23 protein-coding genes are annotated in these 25,126 nt (G+C 71.5%); 3 read left to right on the forward strand and 20 right to left on the reverse strand.

The annotated features are described in order from the left end of the window. The first annotated feature begins 9 nt into the window (after nucleotides 1-9). Nucleotides 10-558: a dTDP-4-dehydrorhamnose 3,5-epimerase family protein gene (locus tag AB0K28_RS27985; RefSeq protein WP_364375698.1), complete on the forward strand. Its 549-nt coding sequence runs from the start codon at nucleotides 10-12 to the stop codon at nucleotides 556-558. Here the strand turns inward: AB0K28_RS27985 and AB0K28_RS27990 are convergent. The 12 genes from AB0K28_RS27990 to AB0K28_RS28045 form a co-directional block, all read right to left on the reverse strand. Beyond that, nucleotides 447-1,871 (reverse strand): O-antigen ligase family protein, encoded by a 1,425-nt coding sequence (locus AB0K28_RS27990; protein ID WP_364375701.1) that lies wholly within the window; start codon nucleotides 1,869-1,871, stop codon nucleotides 447-449. The two genes, AB0K28_RS27985 and AB0K28_RS27990, sit on opposite strands and share 112 nt — an antisense overlap. After that, nucleotides 1,868-2,596 (reverse strand): hypothetical protein, encoded by a 729-nt coding sequence (locus AB0K28_RS27995; RefSeq protein ID WP_364375704.1) that lies wholly within the window; start codon nucleotides 2,594-2,596, stop codon nucleotides 1,868-1,870. Before AB0K28_RS27995 ends, AB0K28_RS27990 begins: the two co-directional genes overlap by 4 nt. 9 nt (nucleotides 2,597-2,605) lie before the next feature. Next, nucleotides 2,606-3,517 (reverse strand): hypothetical protein, encoded by a 912-nt coding sequence (locus AB0K28_RS28000; protein ID WP_364375707.1) that lies wholly within the window; start codon nucleotides 3,515-3,517, stop codon nucleotides 2,606-2,608. Between the two features lie 89 nt (nucleotides 3,518-3,606). Next, nucleotides 3,607-4,431, reverse strand: coding sequence for a hypothetical protein (locus AB0K28_RS28005; RefSeq protein WP_345394514.1), 825 nt, complete (start codon nucleotides 4,429-4,431; stop codon nucleotides 3,607-3,609). Nucleotides 4,432-4,438: 7 nt separating this feature from the next. Beyond that, nucleotides 4,439-5,317 carry a glycosyltransferase family 2 protein gene (locus AB0K28_RS28010; protein ID WP_364375710.1) on the reverse strand — a complete coding sequence of 293 codons (879 nt, stop codon included), beginning with the start codon at nucleotides 5,315-5,317 and terminating at the stop codon, nucleotides 4,439-4,441. A gap of 17 nt (nucleotides 5,318-5,334) precedes the next feature. Continuing rightward, nucleotides 5,335-6,810 carry an oligosaccharide flippase family protein gene (locus AB0K28_RS28015; RefSeq protein ID WP_364375713.1) on the reverse strand — a complete coding sequence of 492 codons (1,476 nt, stop codon included), beginning with the start codon at nucleotides 6,808-6,810 and terminating at the stop codon, nucleotides 5,335-5,337. Between the two features lie 12 nt (nucleotides 6,811-6,822). Beyond that, nucleotides 6,823-7,806: a hypothetical protein gene (locus tag AB0K28_RS28020; RefSeq protein ID WP_364375716.1), complete on the reverse strand. Its 984-nt coding sequence runs from the start codon at nucleotides 7,804-7,806 to the stop codon at nucleotides 6,823-6,825. Beyond that, nucleotides 7,803-9,077 carry a DUF4910 domain-containing protein gene (locus AB0K28_RS28025; RefSeq protein WP_364375719.1) on the reverse strand — a complete coding sequence of 425 codons (1,275 nt, stop codon included), beginning with the start codon at nucleotides 9,075-9,077 and terminating at the stop codon, nucleotides 7,803-7,805. Before AB0K28_RS28025 ends, AB0K28_RS28020 begins: the two co-directional genes overlap by 4 nt. Further along, entirely contained in the window at nucleotides 9,074-10,090 is a 1,017-nt protein-coding gene (locus AB0K28_RS28030) for an SDR family oxidoreductase (RefSeq protein ID WP_345394494.1), read from the reverse strand. Before AB0K28_RS28030 ends, AB0K28_RS28025 begins: the two co-directional genes overlap by 4 nt. Next, a complete protein-coding gene (locus AB0K28_RS28035) occupies nucleotides 10,090-10,737 on the reverse strand; it encodes a PIG-L family deacetylase (RefSeq protein WP_345394491.1) in 648 nt (215 codons plus the stop codon). The genes AB0K28_RS28030 and AB0K28_RS28035 overlap by 1 nt, the downstream gene beginning before the upstream one ends. Next, a complete protein-coding gene (locus AB0K28_RS28040) occupies nucleotides 10,734-11,513 on the reverse strand; it encodes a glucose-1-phosphate cytidylyltransferase (RefSeq protein ID WP_345394488.1) in 780 nt (259 codons plus the stop codon). Before AB0K28_RS28040 ends, AB0K28_RS28035 begins: the two co-directional genes overlap by 4 nt. Further along, nucleotides 11,510-12,718, reverse strand: a complete 1,209-nt coding sequence (locus tag AB0K28_RS28045) for a class I SAM-dependent methyltransferase (protein ID WP_364375724.1) — start codon at nucleotides 12,716-12,718, stop codon at nucleotides 11,510-11,512. Before AB0K28_RS28045 ends, AB0K28_RS28040 begins: the two co-directional genes overlap by 4 nt. A 93-nt stretch (nucleotides 12,719-12,811) precedes the next feature. Here AB0K28_RS28045 and rfbC point away from each other — a divergent pair, with 93 nt between their 5' ends. Together rfbC and AB0K28_RS28055 are read left to right on the forward strand one after the other, a co-directional pair. Next, entirely contained in the window at nucleotides 12,812-13,369 is a 558-nt protein-coding gene (rfbC, locus tag AB0K28_RS28050; protein ID WP_364375727.1) for a dTDP-4-dehydrorhamnose 3,5-epimerase, read from the forward strand. Continuing rightward, the gene (locus AB0K28_RS28055; protein WP_345394485.1) at nucleotides 13,363-14,193 is read left to right on the forward strand and encodes a glycosyltransferase; all 831 of its coding nucleotides are present in this window, start codon (nucleotides 13,363-13,365) and stop codon (nucleotides 14,191-14,193) included. The genes rfbC and AB0K28_RS28055 overlap by 7 nt, the downstream gene beginning before the upstream one ends. Before the next feature lie 5 nt (nucleotides 14,194-14,198). On the opposite strand, the gene AB0K28_RS28060 is transcribed toward AB0K28_RS28055, so the two are convergent. From AB0K28_RS28060 to AB0K28_RS28095, 8 genes are all read right to left on the reverse strand, one after another. Continuing rightward, the gene (locus tag AB0K28_RS28060; RefSeq protein ID WP_364375730.1) at nucleotides 14,199-17,978 is read right to left on the reverse strand and encodes a LamG-like jellyroll fold domain-containing protein; all 3,780 of its coding nucleotides are present in this window, start codon (nucleotides 17,976-17,978) and stop codon (nucleotides 14,199-14,201) included. A gap of 118 nt (nucleotides 17,979-18,096) precedes the next feature. Beyond that, a complete protein-coding gene (locus tag AB0K28_RS28065; RefSeq protein ID WP_364375733.1) occupies nucleotides 18,097-19,212 on the reverse strand; it encodes a hypothetical protein in 1,116 nt (371 codons plus the stop codon). Beyond that, on the reverse strand, nucleotides 19,209-19,988 hold the full coding sequence (locus AB0K28_RS28070; protein WP_364375736.1) for a WecB/TagA/CpsF family glycosyltransferase: 780 nt from the start codon (nucleotides 19,986-19,988) through the stop codon (nucleotides 19,209-19,211). The genes AB0K28_RS28065 and AB0K28_RS28070 overlap by 4 nt, the downstream gene beginning before the upstream one ends. A gap of 92 nt (nucleotides 19,989-20,080) precedes the next feature. Beyond that, nucleotides 20,081-20,932, reverse strand: coding sequence for a dTDP-4-dehydrorhamnose reductase (gene rfbD, locus AB0K28_RS28075; RefSeq protein ID WP_364375739.1), 852 nt, complete (start codon nucleotides 20,930-20,932; stop codon nucleotides 20,081-20,083). 25 nt (nucleotides 20,933-20,957) lie between these two features. Beyond that, nucleotides 20,958-21,884, reverse strand: coding sequence for a dTDP-glucose 4,6-dehydratase (rfbB, locus tag AB0K28_RS28080; RefSeq protein WP_364375742.1), 927 nt, complete (start codon nucleotides 21,882-21,884; stop codon nucleotides 20,958-20,960). After that, nucleotides 21,881-22,948: a glucose-1-phosphate thymidylyltransferase gene (locus tag AB0K28_RS28085; protein ID WP_364375745.1), complete on the reverse strand. Its 1,068-nt coding sequence runs from the start codon at nucleotides 22,946-22,948 to the stop codon at nucleotides 21,881-21,883. Before AB0K28_RS28085 ends, rfbB begins: the two co-directional genes overlap by 4 nt. 2 nt (nucleotides 22,949-22,950) lie before the next feature. Next, nucleotides 22,951-24,405, reverse strand: coding sequence for a sugar transferase (locus AB0K28_RS28090; protein WP_364375748.1), 1,455 nt, complete (start codon nucleotides 24,403-24,405; stop codon nucleotides 22,951-22,953). A gap of 362 nt (nucleotides 24,406-24,767) precedes the next feature. Continuing rightward, nucleotides 24,768-25,118, reverse strand: a complete 351-nt coding sequence (locus AB0K28_RS28095; protein ID WP_345394465.1) for a hypothetical protein — start codon at nucleotides 25,116-25,118, stop codon at nucleotides 24,768-24,770. Nucleotides 25,119-25,126 lie beyond the last annotated feature (8 nt).

Raw genomic sequence — 25,126 nt, forward strand, 5'->3', positions numbered from 1 at the left:
AGGAACGCGATGAGAGTCGAACGCCTGGAGCTCGAAGGCGTGCTGCTGTTCGTGCCCACGCCGCACCACGACGACCGGGGCTTGTTCACCCGCACGTTCGACACCGCGCTCGCGGCCGAGCACGGGCTGGACCCGCACGCGTTCGTGCAGGACAGCCAGTCGCGCTCGCGCCGCGGCACGATCAGGGGCATGCACGGGCGCTCGGGGCGCGGCGAGGCCAAGCTGGTGCGGGCGGCGCACGGCGCCGTGCTGGACGTCCTGGTGGACGCCAGGCCCGGCTCACCGACGTTCGGCGCGCACAGAGCCGTCCGGCTCGACGACGTGACGTTCGCCCACCTGTACGTCCCCCCGGGCTTCCTGCACGGCTACCAGGCGCTCACGGAGCACGCCGACGTCTGCTACCGCATCGACAGGGAGCACGACCCGGCCGAGGACCTGGCGGTCCGCTACGACGACCCGGACCTCGCGCTGCCGTGGCCGTTGCCGGTCGGCGCGGTCAGCGAGCGGGACCGGTCGGCGGGGTCGTGGAAGGACCTCAGGGCCAGGCTGGGGGTCTGAGCGGCGCGCCGTTCCATCCGCAGCAGCGCCCCGGCCGTGCCGACGAACAGGAACATCACGCTGGTGATGCCGGGGAAGGACAGCAGGTCGAACGTGGCCGCGCCGAGCAGCGGGATCAGCAGGCAGGCGGCGACGGTCAGCGCCAGGTTGCGCACGTCCGGGTCGCTGCTCATGCGGCGTACGCGCAGCGCCACGACGATCCCGGTGACGATCACCCCGACGAACCCGAGCATGCCGAGCAGCCCGGTCTCGACCAGGGAGAGCAGGTACTGGTTGTCGAACACCTGGTGCTTGTACGGGTACCAGGTGCCGGGCCCGCGGCCGAAGATCGGGCTCCGCTCGAACTCGCGGATCGCCCAGGGGTAGTCGTGGGTGCGGTAGATGATGCTGCTGTCCTCGCCGGCCCCGGCGAACAGGTTGTAGAAGGTGCCGAGCAGGCCGGGCGCCAGCACCTTCATGACGCCGAGGAACACCCCGAACGCGACGAGGGCGGCCAGGCGCCGCCGGTTGTTCCAGCCGACCAGCAGGATCAGCCCGGCTCCCGCCAGGCCGAGCACGGCGGTCCTGGAGACGGAGAACATCAGGCCGGCCGCGATGACGGCGGCGCAGAGCCACCAGCGCACCGCGCCCTGGCCGCGCCGGTGCGCCTGGAAGCCGAGGTGCGCGGCCAGCGGCAGCAGCATCGCCGACAGCGCGCCGAACTCGATCGGGTGCCCCAGCGTGCCGGACACCCGGCGCAGGGCCGACCGGGAGATGACGGTCGGCACCTCCTCGGTCGACGAGGGGCGCAGGCCGGGGAGCTGCAGGTACTGGGTGAGGTCGAGGTCGAGCCTGAACTGCAGCAGGGCGACGGCCGCGGCGAACGTCCCGCCGGCCACCAGCGCCTTGAGCACGAAGTCGAGACGCTCACGGGTGCCGACGCCGTCGCACATGATCAGGACGAGGCTCACGTACCCGAAGTAGAGGACGAGCGTGTGGTCGGCCAGGTTGAGCTCGTCGGAGGGCAGGTAGAGGGAGGTCGTGTAGCCGTAGACGGCCAGGATGACCAGCGCGTACGCGAAGACCGCGGTACGCACGGGGTTCGGCCCCTTGGCCACGCCGGTGGTGCTGACCATCTGCGCGCACGCCCACACCACGCCCAGCGACAGCGCCACGATCTCGGCCGGGGTGAGCGAGAGCGGCAGCCCGGCGACCGCCAGCCGCGCCGGGACGAACAGCAGCACCAGGGCAAAAAGGCCGGCCAGCGTGGCGGCGTCCGCGCGGCGCGGCGCGACGACGGGAGCGGCGGTCAGACCGGGGACCCGGGCCGTCATCCCTCGTGCCCCGCCAGCGAGCGGGCCCCGTTGGCGGCGGCCGTCTCCAGGGGCGCGGACGCGTCCCGCGCGCGGCGGGCCCGGCGGTGGCGGGCGAAGCTCTCGGCCGCGAACGCCGCGAACAGGCTCACGAAGGACGCCAGCGCGCCGGCGACGACCGCGCTGCGCAGCCGGCTGCCCTTCTTCTCGTCGGGCTCGGTCGGCGGCACGACGACGGTGGCGCTCACGTACGTGGCGGGCGGCGCCTTGACCTGCCGCTGGCGGGCGCGCAGCTCCTTGGCGGCCAGCGCGGTGACCTTGATGACGATGGAGTGGGCCTGCTCGGCGGTCGGGGCCTCGCAGGTGACGACGATGAACGGGGTCGCGGGCATCAGCTCGGGGTTGGTGCCGCCGCTGGTGACCCTGAGCGTGACGTCACCGCCCGGCGGCACCCCCACCTCGGCGGCGGCCTTCGGGGTGTTCAGCGCCTGGATGAGGATCGCGGAGGTCATGTTGAGCCCCTGGTCGAAGGTGACCAGCGGGTTGGTGCTCGGGTTGGGGAACTTGGGGTCGCTCGGCAGGCTGCCGCCGGTGACCGGCAGCGTGAGAACGATGGCCGAGGTGGAGACGAAGGTCTTGGGCGCCACGGCGTAGACGCCGAGTGCCGCCGCGATGGTCAGCAGGAACGCGGGCACCGTCACGTACCAGCGCCTGAAGAGCACCGTCACCGTCGCCCAGAAGTCCATGGCGGGCCCTCACCCCTCGCCGTCGTCCTGGCCGGCCTTCCTGGGCCCGGGGACGGGTGAGAGGTCCTCGCCCCGATAGGCGGGGAACTCCACGGTCGCGGAGCTGTCCTCGTCGGCGGCCGGCTGCTCGGGCTCCTCCACCTCGGCCTCGGCGGCCTTCACGGCCTCGGCGGGCTTCACGGGCTCGTCGGGCTTGCCGGGCTCGTCGGGCTTGCCGGGCTCGTCGGGCTTGCCGGGCTCTGAGGGCTCGGGTCGCACGGCGGGTTGCGCGGCGGGTTGCGCGGCGGGGCGCCGCACGACCAGCGCGTACGCGATGCCCAGCCCGGCGACCAGCACGAGCAGCCCGGCGCCGATGCCCGCCTGCCACCTCAGGCTCTCGTCGGCCTCGGGCACCGAGGGCGGGACGATGTCGGTCGAGGTGATGAACGTGTTCGGCGGCGCGCCGAGCGCCCGCTGCCACTCCGCCAGCTCGTCGGCCACCCGCTGCCGCGCCGCCATGAGCACGGAGGTGGCCCGCTGGGGCGTGTCGCTGGTCACCTGGATGTAGATGTAGGGGCCGTTGATGTCGAGGACGTGGGGGTTGCTGCGGCCGTCGTCGATGACGATGTCGGTCGGGCCGTCCTTGGGCGCGCCCAGCTCCGTCCACACGTCCTGGGTGTTCATGGACAGGATGACGATGCTGGCCCCGGTCTTGAGCGCGTCGTTGAACGACAGGAACGGGTTCGTCAGGCCCTGCTTGGTCTTGTCGTTCGGGATCGTGCCGCCGTTGACCGGCATGGCAAGGACAAGCGAGACGTCGGTGGTGTGGCGGGCGGGTACGAACGCGTGCACGGCGACGCCCGCCAGGATCGCCAGCAGGATCAGCGGCGGGCCGACGCGCACCCTCCTGAGCAGTCCGAGCAGCGCCGTCCAGAACTCCATTTGGTACGTTCCCCCGCCTCGCGACGCTCCCTCTATAGGGAGCCATCGCCGATAAGCCGTTCAACGTTACATTTCACCGAATTCGCTGCTCAGCTGAGCGGCAGCTGCGTCTCGGTGTCCGGCCTCGCCACGTACGTCGAGTAGTCGGGGTGGTCGAAGCGGTGCAGCGCCTGGATGTTGTCGTTCCAGGGCGCGGGCACCGGGCGCTTGTGCCGCAGGCCGTTGATCGGGGCCAGCTTCATCAGCTCGTTGGCCCCGTTGAACTCCCTGATCGCGCTCAGCTCGCCGACGTACTCGTTGTGGATGACCTGGTCGTCGTCGCCCACCGTGTCGTCGAGGTAGCAGAAGACGCGCGGCAGGAAGTATTTGTGGTCGCCCTCGAACAGCCGCAGCGCCGCCGCCGTCGAGCTGTAGAAGTCGACGTCGATCGAGACGAACCCGATCGGCGCCGGCCGCTCCGCGTCGAGGAAGTCGACCACGGTGTCGCTGATGTCGCCCAGGACCAGCTTGGCGTCGCCCAGGCGGGCCCGCAGCGCGTCCACGTCCATGACGAAGTCGCCCTCGCGCCAGATGTAGGGCAGGTCGCGGTAGTCGGTGGGCTTGGGCAGGCCGGCGCCGGTGTCGAAGCCGTACACGTCGATGCGCACGCCGGTCGCGGCCGTGGCCAGCGCCGCCATGCGGTTGAGCTCCACGATGCCGGCGCCGCCCGCGACGCCGAACTCGACCACGCTGATCCGGCCCACGCCGAGCCGCCTGGCCAGCTCGGCGGCCTGCCGCACGCCGTAGGCGTAGTGCGGGCGCGGGTAGAGGTCGAGTGCGCAGCGCAGCTCGTACGAGCCGAACGGCAGGCGGCGCATGACGGCCAGCAGGATCCGGCCCGGCTGCATGAGCAGCCGCACGAGACGTATCAACACCGGCGATTCACCCTTTCGAGGAGACGGCCCGGGCGGCCAGCCCGGCGAGTTTGCGGCCACGGTGCGTCAGCATCTGCCGCTGCCGCCGCCAGTACGTGCGGGCCAGCACGGCCCGCGCCCTGCCGCGCTGCTGCGCGGACAGCTCGACGATGCCCAGGGCCCGGTACATCGCCCGGAACTGCAGGGTGGTGGCGAAGCGCGCGGTCCAGGCCGGCACGCCGAGCGCGGCGGCGATCCCCGGCAGCCGCCGCTCGCGCAGGCTGCGGTGGGCCAGCGGCTCGGGCACGTGCCCCCAGGGCGCGGTCAGGGCCAGCATGGTGGCGTAGACCTCGTCCTCGCGGATCATCAGCGGCCTGGGCACGGCGGCCACCCGCTCGCGCCGCATCAGGCCGTAGAGCGGGTCGAGCCCGTGGTGCTGGGTGGTGACGACGTCCCACAGCTCGTCGAGCCGGTCCACGGGGTCGTCGGAGAGCATCCGGGTGCCGCGGTAACGCGGCCGGTGCACCGAGCCGTCGGCCCGCGTGTACGTCATGTCGGTGGTGACCAGGATGAGCCGCTCGTCGGCCAGGAACGGCCGCAGGGCCTTGGAGACGTACGAGGGTTCGAGCAGGTCGTCGTCGCCCATCCAGCGGAAGTACGCGCCGCGTGCCCGCCGCAGCACCTCCACGAAGTTGCCCACGACGTGCAGGTCGCGCGGCTGGCGGTGGTAGGAGATCCGCTCGTCCTGGCGGGCCAGCTCGCGGCAGAGCTCCTCGGTGCCGTCGGTCGAGGCGTTGTCGGAGATCACCACCTCGATGTCGGCGTGGTCCTGGGCCAGCGCCGACCGCACGGCCGTCTCCAGGCGGTCCGCGCCGTTGCGGACCGGGATTCCGATGGACACCAGCACGCTCTTCTCCTCGGGGGTCATCGCGCTCGGGCGGGAAGCAGCCGCACGAGACGATCGCTCAGCAGGGTGATCTGGTCGCGGGTCACGACGACCAGCGCGTACGCCAGGAGCCCGCCGCCGCCGGCCACGACGAGCTGGACGAACGGCAGGCCGTCGGTCACGGTGGCCAGGCCCAGCATGACGGCGGCGCACACGAGGGCGCCGATGGCCGGGCGGAGCAGGCCGGGCAGGACGGGCGCCAGCCGCACCCCGGCCCGGTGCACGGCGAGCATGGCGAGCGGCAGCGCCACCAGCACCGCGGCGGCGGCCTGCCCGACGGCGGCGCCACGGATGCCGTCGAGGTGGGTGCCGACGATGACGGCGGGGATCATCGCGGCGGCGTGGCCGAGGTTCATCCACACGGTCGAGCGGGTGGCGCCCTGGCCGTTGAGTATGTCGAGGGCGAAGGAGGTGAGCATGCGCACCACCATCAGCACCGCGAGGAAGCGCAGCACGCCGGCCGACAGCTCCCACCGCTCGCCGTAGATGAAGATGATCAGCGGGTGGGCCAGCACCGCCATGAACGCGGCGAGCGGCAGCACCATGGTGACGAGCAGCGGCACGCTCTTCTGCACGCCGAGCGAGAGGGAGGCGCCGTCCCGCTCGGCGAGACGGGAGAAGCCGGCGATCGACACCATGCGGATGGCGCTGCCGATCACGCCGGGCACCCAGCTGGAGACGTTGAACGCCATCAGGTAGAAGCCCAGCCAGTCCTTCCCCATGATGTTGCCGACGATGATGTAGCCCACGTTGAGCAGCATGATCTCCAGCGCGATCCCGGCCGCCGACGGGATGCCGAAGCGCAGCAGCCGCCCCGCGATCCGCCGGTCGAACCCCAGCCGGTACGGCAGCCGCGCGTAGTACAGCATGAAGAACCCGGTCACCACGGCCCCGACGAGCTGCCCCCAGGCGAAGCTGTACGGCCCGGCCCCGCCCGCCGCCAGCACGATCGCCACCGGCGCGTTGACCAGGAAGCCCGCCAGCACGGCCTTGGTGTTGCTGCCCGTGCGGAACCAGCGCAGCAGGGCGGCGCTGCGCACCGCGGTGATCGCCTCGACGAGGATGACCGCGGTGAGGATGCGCACCACCGGGGTGGCCTCCTCGCTGCCGGCCAGCGCGGAGAAGTAGGGGGCGCCGGCCCAGAAGAGCCCGTACAGGCCGAGCGCGGAGCACATGGTCAGCGTCGTCGCCGTGGGGGCGATCTCCTCCAGCCGGCCGCGCCACTGCACGACGGCCGACATGACGCCGACGTCCTTGACGACCATGACGAGCTGGGTCGCGGCCAGGGCGACCGCGTAGATGCCGAAGTCGGCGGGTGCGAGCAACCGGGCCAGCACGAGCCCGAGGACGAACGAGCCCGCCCTGGTGACCAGGGTGCCGAGCAGGCTCCACACGGCCCCTCGGCCGGCCTTGCGTCCGATGTCGCTGATGTCCGGGCCCGGTTGCTCTTCCATGCCCGCCTTTCCCTAGCTCGGCTCGTCGATCCGCTCCAGCCAGATCTCCCGCCAGAACGGGATGAACGCGCGGGGGCAGTTGGACTTGTAGACGCCGTCACAGATGACGCCGTCGAGCGCGATGCAGGGGTTCTTCATGGTCAGCATCACGCCGGTCTTCTCGTCGATGCAGCGTTCCACCCGGGCGGCGACCCGGGCGGTGCGTCCGCAGGAGCGCGCCATGTCCTCCTCGAAGCCGAGCCCCCTGTTGTAGCCCTTGGTGGTCAGGGTGGCGACGATCTCGTCCTTGGACTTGATCCTGACCAGCTCGCCCGGCTGCAGGCCGGTCGTGCCCGTCGGGGCGGGTCCGGTGTGCGGGCCTGGCTGGACGAACCCCCAGGCCAGACCGTCCTTGATGCGCAGCCGTCGAGGGAACTTCCGCGACAGCCGCTGGTAGCGGTTGAACAGCCCGAAGAAGATCGTCCGTAGCGTCGGCCCGATCCCGGCGTTGCCCACCCGGATATCCGTCACGTACTGCCCGACGTTACGGAAGGGCAGTAACTCGGGCGCCGCCCGCAGCAGCTCGGTCGCCTGGCAGCGGAAGCGCTCCTCGCCGCCGGGGCCGGGCTCCTTGCGGGTGTTGACCTCCAGGATCGGCAGCAGCGGCCGCTCGGGGCTCACCCGGTCGGGCTCCGGCGTGGGCGGGCCGTCCACCTTGCGCACCCAGGCGGTCTTCCAGTACAGCAGGCAGGCCGTCTGGCAGCCGCCGTGCGCCGAGCCGTCGCAGCGGGTGCCCGCGAGGTGCACGGCGTCCCGCATGCGGCGCATGCCGGTGCTGCTGATCGTGTCGCAGAGCTTGTTGGCCACCTTGTGCACGGTGAGCCTGCGTCCGCAATAGCGCAGCATCTCGGGCATGAAGGGGAGGTTGTCCAGCTCCCCGTTCTCATCCAGCGTGGCGAGGATCTCCTCGGCGCTCAGGACCTCGACCACGTCTCCGACTTTCAGCGTCGGACTCAACTAATCCACTCCTTCAGCAAACCGGCGTTCTGCAATGACCGTGCGGCGTCCGCCAGCGCGGCGAACGGCATCGTGGAACGACGTGCTATGTCGAGGAGGCTGTGTTCGGTGTCGGAGAGGTTCAGCACCCACAGCATGGCCAGCTGGGCCTCTTTGGTGTCGCTGCGGCCGCCGAGCGAGCCGTACAGGCCGCGGGCGCCGAGCTGTGGCTCACCGTACGGGCTGAGGTTCTGGTAGCGGCGGTTGCCCTCCAGCACCTGTACGGCGGCCCACAGGGTCTCCAGGGTGTCCTCCATGGCCTCGGGACGGACGAGATCCGGGTCGTCCCCCGAGGTGTGATATTCCGGGTAACTCCCGTAAGTGGACCGGGTCAGCGATCCGACGGGCAGGTTGAACCCGGGTGAGCCGTACTGGCGTTCGTCGTAGCCGTACGGGGCGAAGTCGAGCAGCGTGTGCGGGCGGTCCTTGAGCACGTACGCCAAGACCTGGTCGATCTCGGCGTCCCCCCGCCTGCTGCGCTTGTACGTGAGCCGGCCGGGGTCTCCGGCGCAGGCCAGCGTGAGACCGTGGCTGATGAGCCCGGTCCGCTCCCTGTTGCGGGCCAGCCAGGTGATGGCCCCGATGGTCCCCGGCGCGAAGACGAACCGGTAGGTGTAGCGGCGCTCCGGCAGCTCGGCGAGCCGGCGGGCCAGCGCGACGGCCACCGCCACCCCGGCCAGGTTGTCGTTGGCCAGCGACGGGTGGCAGACGTGGCAGGAGATCAGCACCTCCTGCGCGCTCTCGCCGGGCACGACGTGCTCGCCGTAGGTCAGGTGGCCGTCGGCGAGCGTGGCGTCGATGCGCACCTCGTAGGGACCCTCGCCCATCGTGTCCAGGGTGTCCTGGCTCAGGCAGAAGCCCCACGTCTCGGCGTAGTAGCTGGTCCGGTACGGCACCAGATGCGGCTGGTCGGGCAGCGTGTGCAGGTGTCCGCGGAGCTCGTCCAGGGTGAGCGTGGCGTGGACGGGCACGCTGTAGCCCACCACGTGCAGGTTCGACTCCTGGAAGTCGACCACCCTGGCCCCCGAGGGGTCCTTGATGGAGGCGTCGCGGATGTTCCACTCCCTGGGGATCGTCCAGTCGAGCACCTTCGTGCCCGTCGGCACCTCGGTGAGCCGCAGGGGCGCCGACTCGCCGATGATCTCCAGGGTGCGGCGCAGCCCGTCGCCGGTGATGCTGCGGCACAGCGGGTAGAGGCGGCGTACGAGGGCGTGCATCTCCTCACCGGTCATGGCCGCAGCGTGGCGTCGACGGTGCCGGCCGCGCGCCGGTCGCCGAGCCTGGCCAGGCGGGTGTAGCGGCGTTCGAAGTCGTGCCTGGTCAGGCCGTAGTCGCGGTAGGCGTCGATCAGCTCGACCGCGCCCGCCTTGACCGTCCAGCGCGCCTCGACGCCCAGCGCGGCCCTGATGCGGGAGAAGTCCACCCGGTACGAGCGCGGATCGGCGCCCGCCTCCCCCGTGATCGTCAGCGTCGAACCCGGCACCGCCTCGATCACCTCGTCCGCGATCTCGGCCACGGTCACGTTGTTGACCTCGGTGCCCACGTTGAAGGCCCTGGCGTGCACGGCCTCGCGGGGTGCTTCGAGCGCCGCGAGGAACGCCTGCCCGATGTCCTTGGCGTGCACCAGGGGCCGCCACGGCGTGCCGTCCGACAGCACCCGCACCTCGCCCGTCAGGTACGCGTGCCCGACCAGGTTGTTGAGCACGATGTCGGCCCGCAGCCGCGGCGAGAAGCCGAAGGCGGTGGCGTTGCGCAGGAACACCGGCGTGAAGTCGGCGTCGGCCAGCGCCACCAGGTCGTCCTCGACCCGCACCTTCGACTCGGCGTAGGGGGTGACGGGCCGCAGCGGCGCGTCCTCGTCCAGCAGGTCCGCACCGCCGGACGCGCCGTAGACCGAGCATGTGGAGGCGTAGAGGAACCTGCGCACGCCCGCGTCCTTCGCCAGCCTGGCCAGCCGGACGGAGGCGTGGTGGTTGATGTCATAGGTGAGATCGGGCGCGAGCGCGCCGAGCGGGTCGTTGGACAAGGCGGCCAGATGGATCACGGCGTCGCAGCCGGCCACGTGCTCGGGCCCCGCGTCCCGTAGGTCCACGGCGTGCGCGCGCACCGGCTCCGGGGACGGGCCGAGCACGCAGTCGGCGAACAGCCCCGAGTCGAGGCCGATCACCTGGTGCCCGGCGGCGACGAGCATGGGAGCCAGCACGGTGCCCAGGTAGCCCTGGTGGCCGGTGAGAAGTACCCGCATCAGTTCTCCAGATCGACGGTCAGCTTGGAAACGTGGAACGCCTCTGCGTAGCGCGCGTGGCACTCGATGCCGCGGATGCGGGCGAGGCCCAGGAACGCCTCGCGGTCGTACCAGGGGCGGTGCCGTTGCGAGGCGTAGTGCCGCTGGAGCAGGTCCGCCTTCAGCGCGGCCACCTCGTCGGCGAGCGGCTGGTAGACGGAGGGGGCGGCGAGGTCGCCGTCCCATTTGACGATCTCGTAGCCGAGCGTCAGGTGATCGCGGAAGGCCGTGGGCACCAGCTTCGCCAGCCCCCTGTGGTCCTGGTGGGCGTCGCCCCGCCAGGGCGCGAAGATCAGGCCGGGGTCCGTACGCGAACGCAGGTCCTCCACCGCCGCCTTGGCCTCCTCCCACCGGGCGGGCAGGTAGCCGTCGGGCAGCTTGAGCACGGTGACCCGCAGGTCCGCGCCGGGGCAGAAGTCGGCGAGCGCCGCCCGCTCCTCGTCCTCTCTGGCGGTGCCGCCGCCGGTCAGCACCAGCGCGTCCACCCGCAGCCCAGGACGGGCGGCGCAGACGGTCAGCAGGCTGCCGCCGGCCCCGATCGCCAGGTCGTCGCAGTGAGCGGCGAGCGCCACGATGCCGGTCAGCCGACCGGCGCCGAGCCCGATCACCGGGACCGTTCCCAAAGAGCCCAGGGGCGCTGGCCCCGCGAGTACGCCTCGTCCAGCTCCATCCGCTGGTTCACGGTGTCGGTGGGCCGCCAGTAGCCGCGGTGCCGGTAGGCCAGCAGCCGGCCGCGCTTGGCCAGCTCGGCGCAGCCGTCGGCGACCAGGTCGCCGTTCTCCGGGATGTGCTCGAAGACCTCCTGGGTGAGCACGAAATAGCCGCCGTTGACCCACACCGGCATCTCGCTGACCGGGGAGATGCCGCCGATCAGGCCGTTCTCGGCCACGTCCACGCAGTGGAAGGTCTGCGACGGCGGCACCACCATCATGGAGGCGGCGGCGCCCGAGGCGACGAACCGGTCGATGATGTCCGGCAGCGGCGCGTCGGTGAGCACGTCGGCGTAGTTGGCCAGGAACATCTCCTCGCCACCGAGGTGGTCGCGGACGCGGCGTAAGCGCTCGCCGATCGGCGAGTTGACGCCCGTCTGCACGAACGAGATCGACCAGTCGGAGATGTCGCTGGACAGCAGCTCGACCTCGCCGCCGCGCAGCACGAAGTCGTTGGAGGTGGCCTCCTGGTAGCCGAGGAAGAAGTCCTTGATGTGGTGGGCGCCGTACCCCAGGCAGAGGATGAACTCCTTGTGCCCGAAGTGCGCGTAGTAGCGCATGACGTGCCAGAGCAGCGGGCGCGGGCCGACGAGCGCCATCGGCTTCGGCACTTCGCCCGGCACGCCCGTCCGCATGCGCGTGCCGTAACCTCCGCAGAACAGGACGACCTTCACACGACCTCCAGGTGGGGAATCGGGAAGACCAGCCGGCCTCCCCATTCGTGCACATAGGAGAGCTGGGCGGTGAGCTCGTCGCGCAGGTTCCAGGGCAGCACCAGCACGTAGTCGGGGCGGTCCCGGGCGATGCGCTCGGGCTCGGCGATCGGGATCCTGGTACCCGGAGTGAACTTGCCGTGCTTGTACGGGTTGCGGTCCACCGTGTACGCCAGCAGGTCGGGCCTGATCCCGCAGTGGTTGAGCAGGGTGTTGCCCTTGCCTGGCGCGCCGTACCCGACGACGGTCCTGCCCGCGTCGGCGGCGTCGATGAGGAAGCTCAGCAGGTCACGCCTGACCTTGGCGACCCGGTCGGCGAAGCCGGCGTACCCGGACAGGTCGTGCAGCCCGGCGGCCTTCTCACGGGCGAGCACGTCGTGCACCCGCTGCGACGGGCTGCCCGCCGGCCGGGCCCACAGCCGGATGGAGCCGCCGTGGGTGGGCAGCAGCTCGACGTCCACCAGCGTCAGCCCGCCGGCGGCCAGCGCCCGCTGCGCGGAGGCGACCGTGTAGTACTGGAAGTGCTCGTGGTAGATCGTGTCGTACTGGTTGAGCTCGACCAGCGTCAGCAGGTGCTGCACCTCGATCGAGATCCAGCCGTCGTCGGCCACGAGCGCGCGCAGGCCCTCGGTGAAGCCGATGACGTCGGGGATGTGCGCGTACACGTTGTTGGCCACCACAAGATCTGCGGGACCGTTCCCGGCCCGCACCTCGGCGCCGGTCTCCGGGGTCAGGAACGCGGTCAGCGTCGGCACGCCCTTGTCCCTGGCCGCCTGCCCCACGTTGGCCGACGGCTCGATGCCGAGGCACCGGATGCCGCGCTCGACGACGTGCTGCAGCAGATAGCCGTCGTTGCTGGCCACCTCGACCACGAAGGACGGCTTCAACCGTTCCACGGCCGCGGCGACATAGCGTCCGGCGTGCTCGACCCAGGACGAAGAATAGGAGGCGAAGTATGCGTATTCCGTGAAAGTTTCTTCCGGCGTGATGAGCGGCGGTATCTGCGCGAGCCAGCACTGCGTGCACACACGGAGGTGCAACGGATACGTGGTCTCGGGTTCGTCAAGGCGTTCGGCGGTGAGAAAAAGCTCACAGGGCGGCGTCGCCCCCAGATCCACCACGCTGACCAGGTCTTTCGCCCCGCACAAGCGGCACGGTGTCGTCATCGATGGATCCCACCCGTTAATGGCACGATTTCCCCCTATATCCACCCACAGACGTACTTCGGATAGTCGGCAAAGAGTGTTACAAGTGTCTGCATGAAACGCCTGAGCATCGATGGGGCATTGCTGCACACCCCCCGCATCCACAGCGACCACCGCGGCGATTTCCTGGAGAGTTTCCGCGCCGCCGACCTCCGCGAGGCCCTGGGTCACTCGATGGACCTGGCCCAGGTGAACTGCTCCGTCTCCAGGCGCGGCGTCCTGCGCGGCGTGCACTTCGCCGACGTGCCGCCCGGCCAGGCGAAATACGTGACCTGCGCGGCGGGCGCGGTGCTCGACGTGGTCGTGGACGTGCGCGCCGGCTCGCCCACCTTCGGCCGCTGGGAGTCCGTACGGCTGGACGACGAGTCCCGGCACGGCCTCTACATCGGCGAGGGCCTCGGCCACGCGTTCCTGGCGCTGAGCGAGTCCGCCACGGTCGTCTACCTCTGCTCCACGCCCTACGACCCGGCCCGCGAGCACGGCGTCCACCCCCTCGACCCCGATCTCGGCATCGAGTGGCCCTTGGACGGCGAGCCTCTGCTGTCGGCCAAGGACGCCGCCGCGCCCACGCTCAAGCAGGCGCTCGACGCGGGGAGCCTCCCGTCATGGTGAGCGTCGTCGTCCCGGCGCACAACGAGGCCGCGGTGCTCGGCCGGCTGCTCGGCGGCCTGCTCGCGCAGGCGGCGCCGGGCGAGTTCGACGTCGTGGTGGTCGCCAACGGGTGCACCGACGACACCGAGGGAGTGGCACGTTCCCACGGCGTGCGCGTCCTGACGACGCCGGTGCCGTCCAAGCGCGAGGCACTGCGGCTCGGCGACGCCGCCGCCCGAGGCTACCCCCGCCTGTACGTGGACGCCGACATCGAGCTGAGCACCGCCGCCGCCCGCGCGCTCGCGGCGGCCCTGTCCGCGCCGGGCGGCCCGCTCGCCGCCGCCCCTGAACGCGACCTGCCCATGACCGGCCGCCCCTGGACGGTCCGCGCCTACTACGCGATCTGGACGCGGCTGCCGCACGTGCGCGCCGGGCTGTTCGGCCGCGGCGTCATCGCGGTCGGCGAGGAGGGCAACGCGCGCATCAGGGCGCTGCCGCCCGCGATGGCCGACGACCTCGCCGCCTCGCTCGCGTTCGAGCCAGGCGAGCGGGTGATCGTGCCCGGGGCCCGCGCCGTGATCAGGCCGCCGCGCACGTTCGCCGACCTGATGCGCCGCCGGGTGCGGGCCGTCACCAGCGTGAGCGAGCTGGAGCAGGCCGCCGCCACGGCCGGCGAGCGCACGGGGGCGCGCGACCTGCTCGCCATCGTGGCGAGGCGGCCGTGGCTGGCCCCGGCGGCGGCGCTGTTCGCCCTGGTCGCCGTGCTCGCCAGGCGGCGGGCCGCCCGCGCGATCCGCGCGGGCGACTACACCACCTGGCTGCGCGACGAGAGCAGCAGGAGCTGATCCGGTCATGTGACAGGCGTGTTCATGTCGGTGACGATCTCGGCCGGGGTGAGCGCCCTGGCGTAGATCCGCACCTCGTCGATCTGGCCGCCGAAGTGCTCGCCCGAGCCGCCGTTGCCGCCGATGCGCAGCGGGCCCGTGCCGGTCCGCAGGTCGCCGCCGATGACGTTGGTGGCGACCTCCGTGCCGTTGACGTACATCCGCAGCGTCGTCCCGTCGTAGGTGGCCGCCAGGTGGCTCCAGGTGTTCAGCGGCAGGTTGGCCGGGGCCTGGGCGTTGGCTCCCGACGCGGTGTGGACGAACGCGCCGGGGCCGCTGCCGCCGCTGCCCATCAGCGCGTACGCCAGATCGGCCCCGAACTCCTTCATCACCACCGTCCGCCAGCCCGTGACGGTCGTCGGCCGCACCCACGCCTCCACGGTCATGCCGTCGGTGAGCCGCAGCGCGGGCGCGTCGGCCACCGTGACCCAGCTGGACGAGCCGTCGAACGTCAGCGCCTGCCCGTACCTGCCGGCCGTCCAGGTCGTGGCCGTCGCCGTGCCGTCATGGCCACCCGAGGTGTCCGCCACGGTGGTGCCCGACCCGGCGTCCATCCCGTAGGCGGCCACCGGCCCGTCCCCGCCCGGCGGCTCCGTCACCACCGCCGACGCCTCACCCGACGACGGGCCTATGTTGCCGGCCCCGTCGAAGGCCACCACGCGGTAGTGGTACGTGCCCGCCGCGACCCCGGAGTCGGTGAACGACGTGCCCGCCGTCGAGCCCACCTGGTTGGCCCCCGAGGGGGTGAACCCGGCCGTCTCCGAGCGGTGCACGGTATAGCCGGTCACGCCGTTGTCGTCGGTGGCGGCCGTCCAGGAGAGCTGGACGCTGCCGGGGCCGCCCGCCGCCGTCAGCGAGCCGGGCGCGGTGGGCGGCTGCGTGTCGGGCGAGCCCTGCTGGCCGACCGGGGTGTTCATGTCGATCGCGATCTCGGCCGGGCTGAGCGGCTTGTCGTAGACGCGTACCTCGTCGATCTGGCCGCCGAAGTGCTCGCCGGAGCCGCTGTTGCCGCCGATGCGCAGCGGGCCCGTGCCGACGCGCAGGTTGCCTGCCGTCAGGTTGGTGGCCACCTGCGTGCCGTTGACGTACATCCGCAGCGTCGTCCCGTCGTAGGTCGCGGCCAGGTGGCTCCACGTGTTCAGCGGCAGGTTCCCCGGAGCCTGGGCGTTGGCTCCCGACGCGGTGTGGACGAACGCGCCGGGGCCGCTGCCGCCGCTGCCCATCATCGCGTACGACAGGTCGGCGCCGAACTCCTTCATCAGCACCGTCCGCCAGCCCGCGACCGTGGTCGGCCGCACCCACGCCTCCAGCGTCATGCCGTCCGTCAGGTCGAGCGAGCCGTCGTCGGGCACGGTGACCCAGCTGGAGGTGCCGTTGAAGGTCAGCGCCTGGCCGTACTTGCCGGTCACGGCCCACGAGGTGTTCGCGGCGGTCCCGTCGTTGCCCGCGCCGGAGGCGTCGGTGACGGCCGTCCCGGTGCCGGCGTTCATCCCGTACGCGGCCACCAGGCCCTCGGGGGCCTCAGCCTCCTCGTAGGTCGCCGTGTACGTCGCCGCCGTGGCGGGCGCGGTCACGTTGTGCGTCGCCGCGCCGCCGTCCGACCAGGACTCCAGCGTGTACGACCGGCCGTCGGCGCTCTGCGGCGACGGCGCGGAGATCGAGTTGTGCGAGCCTGCGATCACCGTCCTGGTGAAGGGCGCGATCGTCTGCTCGCCGTTGAAGCCCAGCTGCAGCCCGGCCGGCTCGGTCTGGAAGGTCAGCTCGACCGTCTTCGGCTGCAGCAGCACGCTCGCGGTGTCGGTGAGCCCGTGCGCGTCCGTGACGGTCAGCCTGAGCTCCAGGTGCGACGGGTACTCGTGGTCGGGAGCGGCGAACGAGCCGCTCGCGCCGGTGTAGGTGGTGATCTCGTGCTCGTGGCAGGTGCTCGGGCAGTGGTGCAGGATCAGCCGCCACGACATCCGGGAGCCGGGGATCGAGCCGTCCTGGGCGTCGGTGCCGGTGCCGGAGAACGTCACCGTGTCGCCGACCGCCCACTTGTCGCCGGCCGACGGGGTCGTGATGGCGGCGACCGGCGCCGTGTTGTTCACGTTGATCGTCACCGTCGCGTCGCCCTGGCCGCCGCGGCCGTCGTCCACCCGCAGCTTGACCACGTACGAGCCGGGCTGGGTGTAGGTGTGCGACGGGCTCGCCGCGGTGGAGTCGTCGAAGTCGCCGTCGCCGTCGAGGTCCCAGCGGAACGTGACCGGGTCGCCGTCGGCGTCGCCCGAGCCCGTCGAGGTGAAGTTCACCGTGAGCGGGGCGCTGCCTGAGGTGGCGCTGGCGCCGATGACCGCGGTCGGGGGCGTGTTGTCGTACAGGTAGCGCACGATGCGCCCGTTGGTGTAGTCGACCGCGAACAGGTCGCCGCCCGGCCCCGTCTCCAGCTCCACCGCCGGGATGCCGGAGTCGAACGTGGCGATGGTGGCCGGGTCGGGCAGGCCGTTCGCGCCCTTGGTCATCACCCACACGCACGAGCGGCTGTAGTCGGAGAAGAACAGCGCCCCGTCATAGCCCGGCGGGTAGTTCCCGCCCTCGTAGAAGGCCACGCCGCTGGAGGACGAGCCGCCGGACGGGCACGGGTCGTTCGGCGCCGGCCTGGAGTTGTGGCTCCACGCGAAGTACGGCGGCGTGTGGGCCGACGACCCCGCCGCGTACAGGTTCTCGCAGAGGGTCAGGTTGAGGTTGTCGTAGCCGCCCTGGCGGCTAGCGCCCTCGTAGCAGGGCCAGCCGAAGTTGCGCACCGGGCCCGTCGGGTCGGGGATGCGGTTGATCTCCTCATAGATGTTCCAGCCGACCTCACCGGCCCAGACCTCGCCGGTGCCCGGCCTGATCGTGATCCTGAACGGGTTGCGCTGGCCGTAGGCGACGATCCTGGCGAGGTTGGGGTCGCTGCTGCCGGCGTTCGGGTTGCCGGGGGCGGCGGCGCCGGTGTCCAGGTCGATCCTGATCGTGGTGCCGTTCAGCGCCGTCGGGTCGCCGGTCGTGCGCGGGTCCTGCGAGCGCAGCGCGCCGCCCTCGGCGGCCGGCGGGGTGAGCGCGGTGCCCACCGGCGAGGGCGGGTCGCCGCACGGGTTGTCCGGCGTGATGTCGGAGCCGGTCAGGTTGTCCTGGCCGTAGTCGGCGAAGTTGAAGCTGGCGCCGTCGCCGCCGCTGGCGTACAGCATGCCGTCGGGGCCGAACGCGAGGTCGCCGACCGAGTGGCTGGGGTGCTGCTGGCACCAGTCGGTGATCAGCGGCGTCTCGACGATCGCGCCGCCCGTGCCCGACGGCGTCAGCGTGGACAGCCGGCCGGTGATCAGGCAGCCGTCGCCGGTCGGGCCGGGCGGGGTCGGGCAGGGGTCGGCGGTCGCGCCGGGCGAGCCCCAGCGCGGCGCGGTGCCGCCTGGCACGGCGTCGTAGGAGTACAGGACGTAGATGCGCGGGTCGGCGGGGAAGTCGGGGTGCAGGGCCAGGCCGAGCAGGCCGCGGTCCCAGAAGTTGTGCACCTGCGTGCGCAGGTCGGCGTAGACGCTCGGCGTGGTGTCGCTCAGCGAGTCGAAGACCTTGATCAGGCCGCTCTTCTCGGCCACGAACACCCGGCCGTCGGAGGCGAACTCGATGTTCGACGGATTGGTCAGCCCGCTGAAGACGACCTGCCGCTGAAAGCTGGCGGGCAGCGCCTGCGCTGCGGGCGAGGCGACGAACACCAGACCGGTAGTGATCAGCACTGTGGCTGACAGGGTGGATAAGAGCGCACGGCAAAGCCGTCTCACCACGAGGACCCCCTCCAAGAGCGAAACTCCCCCGAGCCCGGAATTCGATCTATCGCATGCAATTAGCCGGAAGTCACGATGTTTGTCCGCTTCTGGTCAGCCATGCGTAGAGCAGCCAGCCCAGCTCGTACGGCCGGCACTCCCGGTCCACGGCCACCGGCGGGTAGAGCCGGTCGAGCACCCCGAGCCGCAGCCCCCGGTGCACGCCCGTCGCCGCCGCGCGCAGGCCGCGTACGAGCTTGCGCGGGTCGTTCCTGGCCTCCTTGCGCCAGGTCAGCGCGAGGTCGTCGCGCACGAACCCGGGCCGCGCCATCATCCAGCCGAGCCCCTTCTCGATCTCGGCCACGTACGCGGTGCCGCCCGCGTCGGCCAGGTCGAGCAGCGCCATCGGCCCCATGGAGAGCTGGTGCACGGAGTAGACCGGGAAGCCCTCGACCAGCGACCCCGTCCGCGCGTCGTAGTGCCACCACCACTCGCCGTCCGGCCCCTGGGCGGCGCAGATGCCCCGCGCCACCTGCTCGGCGGCGTTCAGCGCCGCGTCGTCGCCGGTGGCCGCGTGCAGCCTGGCCAGCGCCTGCAGCGGATAGACCTGGTCGGCGAAGCAGCCGACGTGGGCGCGGTAACGCGGCACCAGCGGCCCTTCGCCGAGCGCGTGCGGATAGAGGCGGTTGCCGGTCAGGCCGCCGAGCAGGCGTGCGCGGGCACGTTCCAGGCGCGCGTCCCCCACCCTGGCCGCGACCAGGGCGGCCAGCGCCCACGCGGCCTCGACGGTGTGCAGATGAGGTGCGGTGTCCAGCTCGTCCAGCCGGTCGAGCGCCCTGCCGAGGTCCGCGTGGCCCGTCTCGGCCGCCGCCCAGCAGATCAGCGCCGCGTCCCCGACGCCGCTCACCTCGGGCAGCCGCTTGACCAGGGCGCCCACCAGGTCGTGCACGTCGTCGCCGGCCAGGGCGGCGCGCTGCCGGTGCTCGTCGAGAGCGGCCACGCCGAGCGCGACGATCGCCGCGTAACGGATGCTGCGTCCCTCCGGCACCGCCGTCCACGTGCCGCCTGGCTCTCGCCTGGCGCGGCGGGTGAACACGAACTCGCCGTCCTCGTACGCGGGGGGCAGCCCGCGTACCGCGAGGTCCACCATGCCGGTCACGAAGTCCTGATGTCCGGAGCTCAGCAGAGCGATCCGGTGATCCGTCACGTCGTCTCCTCGATCCTGCGTCTGACACCGGCCCACTCCCGGAGCACCAGGAGCAGGAATCTGCCGTTGGTCCGCACGTACCGGGGGCCGAGCCTGGCCGGCTCCTGCACCATGCGGTAGAGCCATTCCAGACCGAGCCGCTGCCAGCGCACCGGCGCCCGCCTGGTACGCCCGGCCAGCACGTCGAACGAGCCGCCCACCCCGTGGATCACCCACGCGCCCGTGCTCGGGCCCCACTCGCGGATGAAGATCTCCTTCTTCGGCGAGGTGATGCCGAGGAACAGCAGGTCGGCCCCGGACGCGGCGATCTCGGCCGCCACCCGTCCCGACTCCTCGTCAGGGAAGTAGCCGTTGCGCGAGCCGGCCACGGCCAGCCCCGGGTAGCGGCGGCGCACCTCGGCCAGCATGTCGGCGAGCACCTCGTCGGTCGCCCCGAGGAAATACGCCCTGAAGCCGCGCCGGCCGCCCTCGGCCATCAGCTCCGTGAACAGGTCGATGCCCGCGACCCGCTCGGGGACCCGGTGGCCGAGCACCCGTGCCGCCCACACCACGGACTGCCCGTCGGCCAGGACGAGGTCGCTGTCCAGCACCGACCGCCGCAGGCCCGCGTCGGTGCGCATGTTGACGACCTTGGCGGCGTTCACCACGCCGATGGTCAGCGGACGCCGCTCCGCCACGGCCGCCACGCAGCGCTCGATCACCTGGCTCATGGTCAGGGCGTCCAGCACGGTGCCGAATAACGCTTTTCTGCCGGTCCGATCCGGAAATTTCGTCATCCGTCCCCCTGGGTGTCCCTGGAATATCGCTCCCAGCCCCGGAAACGTGACACCCCACAGCCCCGCTGACGTGGCCGGATGCGGCCACGCCGCTACACGGTGCTGCACCGGCGGCCGCGGGTCAGGACCGGCCAGGCGGCGTGCAAGGCGTCGCGCCAGTGGCGGAGCGGGTCCGCGCGGGTGTGGGCGAGGACGCTGTTGGCCGGGCGGCGGGCCGCGCGGGGGAACGCCTCCGACGGCACGGGACGCACCCTCTCCGGGTCGCGGCCGAGCAGCGTGAAGATCTCCCTGGCCAGGCCGTACCAGGTCGTCTCGCCCGCGCTGGTGCCGTGGTAGACGCCGGGCGGCAGGTCGGACTGCGCCAGGCGCACCAGGTAGTCGGCCAGGTCGGCCGTCCACGTCGGCTGGCCGCGCTGGTCGTCCACGACGTCCACGGTGTCCCGCTCAGCGGGCAGCCCGATCATGGTCCGGACGAAGTTCGGCCCGGCGGCGCCGTAGAGCCAGGCCGTGCGCACCACGTAGTGCCCGTGCTCAAGGGCCGCCAGCTCCCCCGCCCGCTTGCTCCGCCCGTACGCGTTGACCGGCGCCGCAGGCGCGTCCTCCCGATAGGGCAGCGGCGAGGTGCCGTCGAAGACGTAGTCGGTGGAGACGTGCACCAACCGCGCCCCGGCCCGCGAGCACGCCTCGGCCAGCCAGCCCACCGCCCGCCCGTTGACGCGCAGGGCCGCGTCGGGGTGGGCCTCGGCGTCGTCCACCGCCGTCCACGCGGCGCAGTTGACCACCACGCGCGGCCGGTAGGCGCACACGAAGTCGCGGACGGCCCGCCGGTCGGACACGTCGAGCTCCGAGCGGCCGAGCGCGAGCACCGGCTCCCCGGTCAGCGCCGCCCGGTCGAGCACGTCGGTGGCCAGCATGCCGCCGCCCCCGGTGATGAGCCACCTCATGCCGCCTCCCGGCGTAAGCGGGCGATCACGCGCTCCACCGGTCCCGATGCTCGGCGTACCAGCGGACGGTCTCGCGCAGCCCTTTGTCGAACGGGATCTCCGGCCGGTAGCCGAGCGCCCGCAGCTTCCTGTCGTCCAGCGAGTACCTGCGGTCGTGGCCCTTACGGTCGGCGACGTACTCGACCCGGTCCCAGCCGCACCCGCACGCCTCCAGCAGCCGCGCGGTCAGCTCCTTGTTGGTCAGCTCAGCGGTGCCGGCGATGTGGTAGACCTCGCCGGGCTCGCCCTTCTCGGCGACCAGCCGGATGCCGGCGCAGTGGTCCTCGACGTGCACCCAGTCCCTGACGTTGCCGCCGTCGCCGTAGAGCGGCACGGTGCCGCCGCTGAGCAGCCGGGTGACGAACAACGGGATGATCTTCTCCGGATACTGCCCGGGGCCGTAGTTGTTGCCGCACCGGGTGATCGACACGTTCAGGCCGTGGGTGATGGCGTACGCCTGCGCGATCAGGTCGCCGCTCGCCTTCGACGCCGCGTACGGCGAGCGCGGCCGCAGCGGCGCGCTCTCGTCCCACGAGCCGACGTCGATCGACCCGTAGACCTCGTCGGTGGACACCTGCACCACCTTCGGCACCCCGGCGTCCAGGCAGGCTTGGAGCAGCGTCTGCGTGCCGAGCGCGTTGGTGCGCATGAACGCGGCGGCGCCCTCGATCGAGCGGTCCACGTGCGACTCGGCGGCGAAGTTCACCACCAGGTCGTGGCCGGGCACGACGCGGGCGAGCAGCTCGGGGTCGCAGATGTCGCCGTGCACGAACTCGTGGCGCACCCCGTCGAGGTTGGCCCGGTCGCCGGCGTAGGTGAGCAGGTCGAGCACGGTCACGTACGCGTCGTGAAGGGTGCGGACGAAGTGCGAGCCGATGAACCCCGCGCCCCCCGTCACCAGGACTCTTGTCATGAAATGATCTGTACCTTGCTGTGATCGCCCAGCACGAGGCGGTGGGCTCTTGGCGTGTTGGGCGCCGGGGTGACCTCGACGTCGTGGCCGATCAGCGACGCCTCGATGCGGCCGACCCCGGCGATCGACGCTCGCGGCAGCACGATCGAGTACTCGATCTCGCTGCCGGTGACCGTGCAGGCGGCGCCGATGGAGGTGAACGGCCCGACGTAGCTGTCGCGGACGAGCGCGCCCGCGCCGATGATGGCGGGGCCGACCACCCGCGAGCGCTCGACCACCGCGCCCGGTTCGAGGACCACCCGCCCGATCAGCTCGCTGCCGGCGTCCACCCGCCCTCCGACGCTGCGCTCGACCGATTCCAGCACGAGCCGGTTGACCTCCAGCATGTCGGTGACGTTGCCGGTGTCCTTCCAGTATCCGGAGATGAGCGAGGACTCCACCCGCAGCCCCGCCTCGATGAGCCACTGGATGGCGTCGGTGATCTCCAGCTCGCCCCGCCACGACGGCTTCAGCTCCGCGACCGCGTCGTGCACGGCCGGGCTGAACAGGTAGACGCCGACCAGGGCCAGGTCGCTCTTGGGCCGCTCCGGCTTCTCCTCCAGCCCGATCACCCGGCCTTCGGCGTCCAGCTCGGCCACCCCGAACTGGCGCGGGTCGGCGACCTTGGTGAGCATGATCCGCGCGGCCGGACGTTCCCGCGCGAAGCGGCCCACCAGATCGCTGATGCCGCCGACGATGAAGTTGTCGCCGAGGTACATGACGAAGTCCTCGTCGCCCAGGAACTCCCTGGCGATCAGCACGCCGTGCGCCAGCCCGAGCGGCGCCTCCTGCCGCAGGTACGTCGCCCGCAGCCCGAACGCCGACCCGTCGCCGACCGCCGCCTCGATCTCCGCCTGCGTGTCGCCGACGACCAGCCCCAGCTCGGTGATGCCCGCCTCGGCGATCGCCTCCAGGCCGTAGAAGAGCACCGGCTTGTTGGCGACGGGGACCAGTTGCTTGGCCGAGGTGTGCGTGATGGGTCTCAGCCGGGTGCCCGACCCTCCGGCGAGCACGAGTGCTTTCACCGCTAGTAAGCCCCTTCTCCGCGGGTGACGACCGACCAGGTCTTCCACAGGATCTGCAGGTCGAGGATGAGCGACCAGTTCTCCACGTAACGCAGATCGAGGCGTACGGACTCCTCCCAGGTCAGGTCGGAGCGGCCGCTGACCTGCCACAGGCCGGTCATGCCGGGCTTGACCGCGAGGCGGCGGTGCACGTCGGTGCCGTACTTGCCGACCTCCTCCGGCAACGGCGGGCGCGGGCCGACCAGGGACATCTCGCCGCGCAGGACATTCAGCAGCTGCGGCAGCTCATCGAGGGAGTATTTCCGCAGGAAAGCGCCTACTCGCGTGATCCTTGGATCGTTCCTTATCTTGAACAGCACGCCGTCGAACTCGTTCGCCGCCAGCAGCGCGCCCTTGAGCTTCTCCGCGTCCACGACCATCGTCCTGAACTTGACCAGCCGGAACTCCCCGCCGCCCCGGCCGACCCTGGTCTGGTGGAACAGCGCGGGGCCGTCGCTGGTCAGGCGGATCAGCAGCGCGACCCCCAGCAGCGGCAGCGCGAGCAGCAGCAGGGCGAGCCCGGCGACCACGCGGTCGAAGACGCTCTTCACGAACTGCCGCGTGCCGTCGAACTCGGGATGTTCCACGTGAAGCAGTGGCATTCCGGCGACCGGCCTGATGCTGATGCGCGGCCCTGCCACGTCGAGGAGGGCCGGCGCGACGAACAGGTCCGTACGCGCGCTCTCCAGGCTCCACGCCAGCCGGCGCAGCGCCGCCCCGTCCAGTTCGGGACAGGCCAGCACGGCCACGGCGTCGGCCCCCTCCCGCTCGACCACGCGCGCCACGTCGGCGAACGTGCCCAGCACCGGGATGCCGTCGAGGTCCAGGTCGGGCGCGTGATCGGGCAGACAGGCACCCACCACCCGCATCCCGTGGTAGGGCTGCCGCCTGAACTGCATGACCAGGTCGAGTATCGACTCCCGGTGCCCGACCGCGATCACCTGGCGCAGGTACTCGCCCGCCGCTCGCTTGCGGTGCAGGCGCTTGCGCATCCGGTAGCGGTAGAACAGCGTGGCCAGCAGCGCCAGCGGCAGCATCGCCATCACGAAGCTGCGGGCGATGGCGGTCTGCGTGGCGTACGCCATGATCGCGACGGCGGCCATGAGCCCGGCTCCGCCGTTGAAGACCGCTTTGAACTCCTCCGTGCCCTCCCCGTTGGCGCGCTGGCGGTAGGCGCCGCCCAGCGTCAGCGCCATCGGCCAGGCGATGACGAGGCCGGCTCCCAGCAGGAACTCGGCCACCGGAACGTACGACCCGGCGAGCAACCTGATGCCCAGCACGCACACGCATGCCAGGAGTACGCAGGTCGTGTCGCCGTACAGCAGGAGCCGTAAGTACGCACGCGTCCAGATGCTCGACGCGCGGCGCGGTACGGCCTCGAGGAGCACGACAGCGGACTCCCCAGTCCCCACCCTCATAGCACCACCCTGTCAACTCCGTTCACCGCGATAACTTGACGTTCCTTGCACCACATGGGTTGACAAGTCCCACGTGAACAAAGGGCGGCGGCCCCCACTAAAGAGTAAAGATCCATTCCGAGCTGGGGAATAACGACATATGTCCACAATCGGACGATTGATAGATCGGCTCAGGGGTTGACGGAACGGTCCACAAGTGGCAAGAGTCGGCAAGAGTTTTGCCAGGGAATTTCGGTCGATTTCCGTTATGTGATGCCGCTACGCGGGCGTGAGCGGCCAGCGCCGCGTGAAAGGCCGTACCGGGCAGGCCGTGCGCGCGTCGAAAGGCGTACCGGACAGGCGGCCCGCGCCGAAACGGCGTCTTAGTCGTATTCGAGGTCGGGCAGCGCCGACGGCGGATCCGGGCTGCGCCAGACCACCACCACCCCGTCGTGCGCCGAGTCGGCGGCCAGCGTCAGCCGGTCGACGTCGAAATCCGGCAGATAACGCAGGCGGGCGAGAAACGTGGCGTCCGTGGCCGAGCGCGGCACGACGCAGCCCTCCCCCTGGCGGTCGAGCAGGATGTAGAGGACGTCTTCGCCGGCTTCGGTGACGACACGGACCTCCACCACGTCCTCCCAGGCGAGGGCCTCGACGCTACCGTCCGCATAGTGACGAGTGACGCCCTCTTCCGTGACATACACGTAGGAGTCCGGCATCGGATTGCCGTGCATGGCCGCGA

This window comes from Nonomuraea sp. NPDC049504 (genome assembly GCF_040676845.1).
Taxonomy (GTDB): Bacteria; Actinomycetota; Actinomycetes; order Streptosporangiales; family Streptosporangiaceae; genus Nonomuraea; species Nonomuraea salmonea.

Coding starts and splice junctions, on each gene's coding strand:
- AB0K28_RS27985 (WP_364375698.1), top strand. CDS start 10: ATGAGAGTCGAACGCCTGGAGCTCGAAGGCGTGCTGCTGTTCGTGCCC.
- AB0K28_RS27990 (WP_364375701.1), bottom strand. CDS start 1,871: ATGACGGCCCGGGTCCCCGGTCTGACCGCCGCTCCCGTCGTCGCGCCG.
- AB0K28_RS27995 (WP_364375704.1), bottom strand. CDS start 2,596: ATGGACTTCTGGGCGACGGTGACGGTGCTCTTCAGGCGCTGGTACGTG.
- AB0K28_RS28000 (WP_364375707.1), bottom strand. CDS start 3,517: ATGGAGTTCTGGACGGCGCTGCTCGGACTGCTCAGGAGGGTGCGCGTC.
- AB0K28_RS28015 (WP_364375713.1), bottom strand. CDS start 6,810: ATGGAAGAGCAACCGGGCCCGGACATCAGCGACATCGGACGCAAGGCC.
- AB0K28_RS28025 (WP_364375719.1), bottom strand. CDS start 9,077: ATGACCGGTGAGGAGATGCACGCCCTCGTACGCCGCCTCTACCCGCTG.
- AB0K28_RS28030 (WP_345394494.1), bottom strand. CDS start 10,090: ATGCGGGTACTTCTCACCGGCCACCAGGGCTACCTGGGCACCGTGCTG.
- AB0K28_RS28045 (WP_364375724.1), bottom strand. CDS start 12,718: ATGACGACACCGTGCCGCTTGTGCGGGGCGAAAGACCTGGTCAGCGTG.
- rfbC (WP_364375727.1), top strand. CDS start 12,812: ATGAAACGCCTGAGCATCGATGGGGCATTGCTGCACACCCCCCGCATC.
- AB0K28_RS28055 (WP_345394485.1), top strand. CDS start 13,363: ATGGTGAGCGTCGTCGTCCCGGCGCACAACGAGGCCGCGGTGCTCGGC.
- AB0K28_RS28070 (WP_364375736.1), bottom strand. CDS start 19,988: ATGACGAAATTTCCGGATCGGACCGGCAGAAAAGCGTTATTCGGCACC.
- rfbD (WP_364375739.1), bottom strand. CDS start 20,932: ATGAGGTGGCTCATCACCGGGGGCGGCGGCATGCTGGCCACCGACGTG.
- rfbB (WP_364375742.1), bottom strand. CDS start 21,884: ATGACAAGAGTCCTGGTGACGGGGGGCGCGGGGTTCATCGGCTCGCAC.
- AB0K28_RS28090 (WP_364375748.1), bottom strand. CDS start 24,405: ATGAGGGTGGGGACTGGGGAGTCCGCTGTCGTGCTCCTCGAGGCCGTA.
- AB0K28_RS28095 (WP_345394465.1), bottom strand. CDS start 25,118: ATGCACGGCAATCCGATGCCGGACTCCTACGTGTATGTCACGGAAGAG.